The 8,598-nt window shown below is 36.1% G+C and carries 6 protein-coding genes and 1 riboswitch; all 6 genes read left to right on the forward strand.

Annotation, left to right across the window (positions count from 1 at the left end; translation table 11 throughout):
• Positions 1-27: 27 nt before the first annotated feature.
• A riboswitch (SAM riboswitch) is annotated at positions 28-129 on the forward strand.
• A 68-nt stretch (positions 130-197) separates the two neighbouring features.
• The 6 genes from metX (at position 198) to KA858_RS03520 (ending at position 8,350) form a co-directional block, all read left to right on the forward strand.
• Complete coding sequence (metX, locus tag KA858_RS03495) at positions 198-1,166, forward strand: homoserine O-acetyltransferase MetX (protein WP_210125613.1); 969 nt, start codon at positions 198-200, stop codon at positions 1,164-1,166.
• A gap of 122 nt (positions 1,167-1,288) precedes the next feature.
• The gene (locus KA858_RS03500; protein ID WP_241960347.1) at positions 1,289-2,215 is read left to right on the forward strand and encodes a YybS family protein; all 927 of its coding nucleotides are present in this window, start codon (positions 1,289-1,291) and stop codon (positions 2,213-2,215) included.
• Positions 2,216-2,242: 27 nt separating this feature from the next.
• A complete protein-coding gene (locus tag KA858_RS03505) occupies positions 2,243-4,210 on the forward strand; it encodes a DHH family phosphoesterase (protein WP_053030336.1) in 1,968 nt (655 codons plus the stop codon).
• Positions 4,207-4,653 (forward strand): 50S ribosomal protein L9, encoded by a 447-nt coding sequence (rplI, locus tag KA858_RS03510; RefSeq protein WP_016930923.1) that lies wholly within the window; start codon positions 4,207-4,209, stop codon positions 4,651-4,653. Before KA858_RS03505 ends, rplI begins: the two co-directional genes overlap by 4 nt.
• A 739-nt stretch (positions 4,654-5,392) precedes the next feature.
• Positions 5,393-6,787: a replicative DNA helicase gene (gene dnaB, locus KA858_RS03515; RefSeq protein ID WP_053030337.1), complete on the forward strand. Its 1,395-nt coding sequence runs from the start codon at positions 5,393-5,395 to the stop codon at positions 6,785-6,787.
• A 279-nt stretch (positions 6,788-7,066) separates the two neighbouring features.
• Entirely contained in the window at positions 7,067-8,350 is a 1,284-nt protein-coding gene (locus KA858_RS03520; protein WP_053030338.1) for an adenylosuccinate synthase, read from the forward strand.
• Positions 8,351-8,598 lie beyond the last annotated feature (248 nt).

Raw genomic sequence — 8,598 nt, forward strand, 5'->3', positions numbered from 1 at the left:
GAATAAGTAAATGAATAGAGATAATAGAACTTATTAAGAGAAGTGGAGGGACACGGCCCTAAGAAACTTCAGCAACCGGCGACGCATACGCACGGTGCTACGACCAACGAGATACTCGAATGATAAGTAATAGAGACGAATCGCCTCATACTTTGAAGAGTATAGGCGATTTTTTTGTATTCAAAGGAGGTAACCACATGACCAATTACACGGTAGAAACATTAAATTTAGGACCTTTTACAACTGAATCAGGCGAAATGATTAAAAACTTACAATTGCGTTATGAACATGTGGGCTATGCGGGGCAACCACTCGTTGTGGTCTGCCATGCGCTAACTGGTAATCATTTAACATATGGCACAGATGATGCCCCTGGTTGGTGGCGTGAAATCATAGATGGCGGTTATATGCCGATTTATGATTATCAATTTCTTACGTTCAATGTCATCGGTAGCCCCTTTGGTTCAAGTTCTCCTTTAACTGATCCTAATTTTCCGGAGTATTTAACGTTGAGGGATATTGTGAAAGCAATCGAAATGGGGATTCAAGCGCTTGGTTTCAACAAGATTAATATTTTAATTGGTGGTAGTTTAGGTGGTATGCAAGTTATGGAACTACTCTACAACCATCAATTTCAAGTGGATAAGGCGGTTATTCTAGCAGCTACGGATAAGACATCATCGTATAGTCGTGCGTTCAACGAAATTGCACGTGAGGCAATTCATCTTGGTGGCAAAGAAGGCCTTAGTATTGCCCGACAATTAGGATTTCTAACGTATCGGTCATCTAAAAGTTATGATCAACGCTTTTCACCCGACGAAGTTGTAAGCTATCAACGGCATCAAGGTAATAAATTTAAAGAAACTTATGATTTATCCTGTTATCTAACAATGTTAAATGTATTAGATAGTCATAATGTTGACCGTGGACGTACAAATGTGGATGACGTTTATCAATCATTAGATACAAAGGTTTTAACTATGGGCTTTACGGATGATTTATTATATCCAGATGATCAAGTGAGAGCAGTAGGGGAGCGTTTTAAATATCATCGCCATTTCTTCGTTCCAGATAATGTAGGTCATGATGGCTTTTTATTAAATTTCAATGACTGGGCACCGAACTTATATCATTTTCTTAAAGTAACGAACTTCAAACGAAAATAGATGAAGCGGGTAAGTTAGAATATAGAAGAAAACACGCAATGATGGAATCGTATATTACTCAATCTTCACAATTTGTTTTAATTTTGCTTAGAGGTTAAAATAGAGGTTATAGTCAAAAAAGTATAGGAGTGGCGAATGTGTTTTCAAAAGTACATCCTAAAGCAACAATTATAGGAACAATTGCACTTGTTATGGTTGCTTTAGTTACGTATGTATTACCAATACTAGGGCTGATTCTATGTTTATTCGCTACGATTCCAGGTATTATTTTATGGAATAAATCTATTCCATCATTTGGAATTGGAGCGCTAATCACAGTTATTCTTACCACATTATTGGGTAATACATTTGTATTAAGTGCCATGATTTTAGTTTTAATACTTAGCTTTATTATTGGCCAATTATTGAAAGAACGTGCCTCTAAAGAACGCATCTTATTTATAGCTACAACATATTTAAGTATATTTACTTTAGTCGCATTTATGCTATTACAAACGTTTAAAAAGATACCTAGCGCTACGACATTAATTAAGCCTTTCAAAGATGCAATGCACAATGCGGTTGTAACGACAGGCGTAGAATCAGATTATAAAACGATTCTAGAAGAAGGGTTCCGTCAAATGGCAGTCCAGCTTCCAAGTTTTATAATCGTTATAGTCTTTATTTTAGTCTTAATTAACTTAATTATTACATTTCCAATTCTTCGTAAATTTAAAGTAGCTACACCAATTTTTAAACCATTATTTGCTTGGCAACTTAACCGTTCATTACTTTGGGTTTATATGGTTGTTTTATTATGCGTAATGTTCGCAACAGGGCCAAGTACTTTCCAAAGCATCGTATTAAATTTCGAAGTTGTGTTATCATTACTGATGTATATCCAAGGATTGAGTTTAATTCATTTCTTTGGTAAAGCAAAACGTATTCCAAATGTTGTAACGATATTGCTGATGGTTGTGGGGACAATTATTACACCAGCAACACATATCATTGCATTACTTGGTGTACTTGATTTAGGAATTAATTTAAAACGAATGATTAAAAAATGACTTTAAAAAGTGAATAGAGGTGGAATAATGAACCGTCAATCCACTAAGAAGGCATTACTCATACCATTTATTTTAATGGTACTTACTTCAATTGCACTTGTCGTAGTATGGTTTATCTTTAAACCATTAGTTGCGACCATTGCAGCAGCTATTTTAGTCGTGATGATTATTATTGGCATTGTATTAGTAAGACAGGCCTTGTTGAAAATGGATAATTATGTGGATAATTTAAGTGGTCATATCTCGGCTGGAAGCAATAGGGCAATTAAACGATTGCCAATTGGCATGGTCGTTCTTGATGCTGATGATCATATTGAATGGATTAACCAGTACATGTCTGAACACTTAGAAACAAATGTCATCTCAGAACCAGTCAATGAAGTTTTTCCGAATATTTTAAAGCAGTTGGAAAAGGTACAAGAAGTCGAAATCGAACATGGCCAATATCATTACCATGTACGTCATTCTGAAGAGGAAAATTGTCTATATTTCTTTGATATCACAGATGAAGTGCATACCAATGAACTATATGAAGAATCAAAACCAATTATTGCAACATTATTCTTAGATAACTATGATGAAATCACGCAAAATATGAACGATACACAACGTTCTGAAATCAACTCAATGGTAACACGAGTGATTAGTCGTTGGGCATCAGAATATAATATCTTCTTCAAACGTTATAATTCTGACCAGTTCGTAGCGTATTTAAATCAAAAAATATTAGCCGAAGTTGAAGAATCGAACTTTGAAATTCTTAGCCAACTACGCGAAAAAAGTGTTGGTTACCGTGCCCAATTAACATTGAGTATCGGTGTCGGTGAAGGTACTGAGAACTTAATTGATCTTGGTGAGTTATCACAATCTGGTTTAGATTTAGCATTAGGTCGTGGTGGTGACCAAGTAGCAATTAAAAATATGAACGGAAATGTACGATTCTATGGCGGTAAGACTGACCCGATGGAAAAACGTACGCGTGTAAGAGCGCGTGTTATTTCTCATGCATTAAAGGATATCTTAACCGAAGGCGACAAAGTAATTATTATGGGACACAAACGTCCCGATTTAGATGCGATTGGTGCAGCGATAGGTGTATCAAGATTCGCATTAATGAATAACTTAGAAGCTTACGTAGTCTTGAATGAGGAAGATATTGATCCAACATTACGTCGTGTAATGGATGAAATCGATAAGAAACCAGAATTGAAAGAGCGATTCGTCACATCAGATGAAGCTTGGGATATGATGACATCTAAATCTACGATCGTTGTTGTGGATACACATAAACCAGAGATGGTATTAGATGAGAACATTTTAAATAAAGCTAACCGTAAAGTGGTCATTGACCATCATAGACGAGGAGAAAGCTTTATTTCTAACCCGTTATTAGTTTATATGGAACCTTACGCAAGTTCGACAGCAGAACTTGTGACAGAGTTATTAGAATATCAACCAACTGAACAACGTTTAACACGTTTAGAATCTACAGTCATGTATGCAGGTATTATCGTTGATACACGTAACTTCACATTACGTACAGGTTCTAGAACGTTTGACGCTGCAAGCTATTTACGTGCTCACGGCGCAGATACGATATTAACACAACATTTCTTAAAAGATGATGTCGATACGTATATTAATCGTTCAGAGCTTATTCGAACAGTTGAAGTTCAAGATAATGGTATAGCGATAGCACATGGTTCTAACGAAAAAATTTATCATCCTGTTACAGTTGCACAAGCTGCGGATGAGTTGTTAAGTTTAGAAGGTATAGAGGCTTCTTATGTTGTGGCTAAACGTGAAGATAACTTAATAGGTATCTCAGCACGTTCATTAGGCTCTATTAATGTTCAATTAACGATGGAAGCATTAGGTGGCGGCGGTCACTTAACGAATGCTGCAACGCAATTGAAAGGATTATCAATTGAAGAAGCGATTGAACAATTACAACAAGCAATTACAGAACAAATGAGTAGGAGTGAAGACGCATGAAAGTAATTTTCACACAAGACGTTAAAGGTAAAGGTAAAAAAGGCGAAATTAAAGATGTACCAGTAGGTTATGCAAATAACTTTTTAATTAAAAATAACTATGCTGTTGAAGCAACTCCAGGTAATTTAAAACAATTAGAACAACAAAATAAACGTGCTGAAGCGGACAGACAAAAAGAAATCGATGACGCTAAAGCATTAAAAGCTAAATTAGAAGAAATCGAAGTTGAAGTAAGTGCTAAAACTGGTGAAGGTGGCAAATTGTTTGGTTCTGTAAGTACGAAACAAATTGCTGAAGCACTTAAAACACAACATGATATTAAAATTGATAAGCGTAAAATGGATTTACCTCAAGGTATCCATGCATTAGGTTATACAAATGTACCTGTTAAATTAGATAAAGAAGTTGAAGGCACAATCCGTGTTCATACAGTAGAGAAATAAGTTTTCCTTTCCTAGCGGAAAGAAATTTTGTTGGTTGGCTTTTAACTACGCTTAAGTTGATACGCTTTCCAGGGTACAGTTTTAGCCAGAATTACCTCACAGATAAATCTGTGGGTAATTCTAAGGTCTTCAACTTGTACTGTTCCCTCGGGAGTCTTTCAACTACGCTTCGTTAGCCAATCACAAAATTTCTCTTTTTCTAAAAAGAATTTACTATTTTATCTTAAGTGGAATGCTTCAAAATCGTAATTTTAAAAATAAAGTTATTATTTAACTTGAAAAAGTAAAACAAGTTTTTAATTTTAATTGCTAATTATAATAATTTGGGAAGATAAGTAACTCAAACAAATAATTCTAAGATAAATAACGCAGCGTAGTTGTGAGACTCCTAGTGGAAAAGAAAGCGGGAGTGGGACAGAATTCTTTTAAATTCGTCGTAACCCCAACTTGCTTAGCTTGTAAAATCACTTTCGTGATTTTTTGTGTTGGGGCCCCGCCCACCCCTGCAAAGGTGACTAGAACTGAGAAAAGCTTGATTTAAGCGCCTTCTCAGTTCAGTCAACTACTGCGAATTTGCTAAATAGCATTATTATATTATTTATGTCCCAGACTCTTTCCCACAGGAAAGCGAAACAACTTAAGCAAGTGACCATTTATCTTAGAATTAAAATTTAATTGAACAATGTTGCACTGCGTTTGAGAAACTTTAGATGGATTAGATTTAGAGGTGTATGAATCAATGGATAATATGTATGAGCAAAAACAAATGCCACATAACAATGAAGCTGAACAATCTGTCTTAGGTGCAATTATTTTAGATCCACAATTGATTAATTCGACTCAGGAAGTGCTTCTTCCTGAGTCCTTTTATAGAGGTGCCCACCAACACATCTTCAGAGCGATGATGAATCTGAATGAAGATGGTGATGAAATTGATGTCGTAACGTTAATGGATCAATTAACTAAAGAAGGTACATTAAGTGAGGCTGGTGGTCCTCAATATTTAGCGGAACTCTCAAATAATGTACCAACGACACGTAATATTCAGTACTACACAAATATCGTTTCAAATCATGCATTGAAGCGCAGATTAATTCAAACTGCGGATAGCATTGCAAATGATGGTTATGATAATGAACTCGAATTAGATGCGATTTTAAGTGATGCAGAGCGACGCATTCTTGAACTATCATCTAATCGACAAAGTGATGGATTTAAGGATATTAGAGATGTATTAGGGCAAGTTTATGAAACAGCTGAAGAACTCGATCAAAATAGTGGTCAAACACCTGGTATCCCTACCGGTTATCGCGATTTAGATCAAATGACAGCTGGGTTCAACCGAAATGATTTAATTATTTTAGCAGCCCGTCCTTCAGTAGGTAAGACTGCCTTCGCTCTTAATATTGCGCAAAAGGTAGCGACACATGAAGGTAATTATACTGTTGGTATTTTCTCACTCGAGATGGGGGCAGACCAATTAGCAACACGTATGATTTGTAGTTCTGGTAATGTGGACTCTAACCGATTACGTACAGGTACGATGACAGAAGAAGACTGGAATCGATTTACAATTGCAGTCGGTAAATTATCACGTACCAAAATTTTCATCGACGATACACCTGGTATTCGAATTACAGACTTACGTTCTAAATGCCGTCGTTTAAAACAAGAGCACGGTTTAGATATGATTGTGATTGACTACTTACAGTTAATTCAAGGTAGTGGTTCTCGTGCTTCTGATAACAGACAACAAGAAGTATCTGAGATTTCACGTACATTAAAAGCGATTGCGCGTGAATTAGAATGTCCTGTTATCGCACTAAGTCAGTTATCTCGTGGTGTGGAACAACGTCAAGATAAACGGCCAATGATGAGTGATATTCGTGAATCTGGTTCTATCGAGCAAGATGCTGATATCGTTGCCTTCTTATATCGTGATGATTATTATAATCGTGGCGAGGGTGAGGATGATGACGCAGGTTTCGAACCACAATCAAATGATGAAAATGGCGAAATTGAAATCATTATCGCTAAACAACGTAATGGTCCGACAGGGACTGTGAAGCTACACTTTATGAAACAATATAATAAATTTACAGACATTGATTATGCACATGCAGACATGTCATAAAAATATTTTTTACCGTACATTCAAAGTTATGAAAAATTAAATGTACGGTTTTTATTTTGTTTTGGCAATGATTTTTAAGCCTAAGTATGTATAATGATTTTTGGTAAAAAGAACTTTAATACGCTTGATATCAACGTTTTAAAAGATTTATTGAATAGAATAATATTTAAGTAATGATGTGATATGTCATAAATTTAATGTTCGATTTTTATTTGCATTATAAGGTTCGTATTGATAGAATACTTAATGGTTAATTGAGAAAACTTTGGAGGTGCTCACATGTCATCAATCGTAGTTGTTGGGACACAATGGGGAGACGAAGGTAAAGGTAAAATTACAGATTTCTTAGCGGAACAAGCAGATGTTATTGCGCGCTTTTCAGGAGGTAATAACGCAGGTCATACGATTCAATTTGGTGGAGAAACTTATAAGTTACATTTAGTACCATCAGGCATTTTTTACAAAGATAAATTAGCAGTGATTGGTAATGGTGTTGTTGTAGATCCAGTTGCATTATTAAAAGAGTTAGACGCTTTAAATGAACGTGGTGTATCTACTTCAAACTTACGTATTTCTAACCGTGCGCAAGTCATTCTTCCATATCACTTAGCACAAGATGAATATGAAGAACGTCGTCGTGGCGATAATAAAATCGGTACGACTAAAAAAGGTATCGGACCAGCTTATGTTGATAAAGCACAACGTATTGGTATCCGCATGGCTGATTTATTAGAAAAAGAAACATTCGAAAGACGTTTAAAAGAAAACATTGAAGTTAAAAATGCATATTTCAAAGGTATGTTTAATGAAACTTGCCCACGTTTCGATGAAATCTTTGATGAATACTATGCTGCAGGTCAACGTCTAAAAGAATTTGTTACGGATACTTCTAAAATCTTAGACGATGCATTTGTAGCTGAAGAAAAAGTTTTATTTGAAGGTGCACAAGGTGTCATGTTAGATATTGACCACGGTACATATCCTTTCGTAACTTCAAGTAACCCTGTTGCAGGTAACGTAACAGTTGGTACAGGTGTAGGCCCAACTTTCGTATCTAAAGTGATTGGTGTATGTAAAGCATATACTTCTCGTGTAGGTGACGGTCCATTCCCTACAGAATTATTTGATGAAGATGGACATCATATTAGAGAGGTTGGTCGTGAATACGGTACAACAACAGGACGTCCACGTCGTGTAGGTTGGTTTGACTCAGTTGTCTTACGTCACTCTCGTCGTGTTAGCGGTATTACAGACTTATCTATTAACTCTATCGACGTGCTTACAGGTCTTGATACAGTGAAGATTTGTACTGCATATGAATTAGATGGAGAAGAAATTACAGAATATCCAGCTAACCTTGATCAATTACGTCGTTGTAAACCAATCTTTGAAGAATTACCAGGATGGAAAGAAGATATCACTGGTTGCCGTACATTGGAAGAATTACCAGATAATGCACGTAAATACTTAGAACGCATTTCTGAATTATGTAATGTACGTATTTCAATCTTCTCAGTAGGTCCAGACCGTGACCAAACAAATTTATTAGAACAATTATGGTAGAAAAAGGTGTGAAGAAAAGCGGTTAGGTCGCGAGCAATAACGAGCTATGAGCGAAAATCGTTCTGTGATTTTAGCGATTAGCGTATTATTGTCGAACGACCTGCTTTTCGTAACCCGATTATCAAAACAAGGTGCGAAAGTGAGCGCTTAGGTTGTGAGCAGAATCGAAAAGTGAGCAAAACTGTTTCTCAAGTTTTGTCGAGCTTTGAGAATTTCTGCCGAGAAACCTGCTCACTGAAACCCGATTA

The organism is Staphylococcus sp. GDX8P80P (assembly GCF_017893095.1).
GTDB classification, from domain to species: domain Bacteria; phylum Bacillota; class Bacilli; order Staphylococcales; family Staphylococcaceae; genus Staphylococcus; species Staphylococcus borealis.

Bases quoted from the DNA above. Each gene is read 5' to 3' on its own strand.
- KA858_RS03520 (WP_053030338.1), top strand. From the start codon at position 7,067: ATGTCATCAATCGTAGTTGTTGGGACACAATGGGGAGACGAAGGTAAA.
- rplI (WP_016930923.1), top strand. From the start codon at position 4,207: ATGAAAGTAATTTTCACACAAGACGTTAAAGGTAAAGGTAAAAAAGGC.
- KA858_RS03505 (WP_053030336.1), top strand. From the start codon at position 2,243: ATGAACCGTCAATCCACTAAGAAGGCATTACTCATACCATTTATTTTA.
- dnaB (WP_053030337.1), top strand. From the start codon at position 5,393: ATGGATAATATGTATGAGCAAAAACAAATGCCACATAACAATGAAGCT.
- metX (WP_210125613.1), top strand. From the start codon at position 198: ATGACCAATTACACGGTAGAAACATTAAATTTAGGACCTTTTACAACT.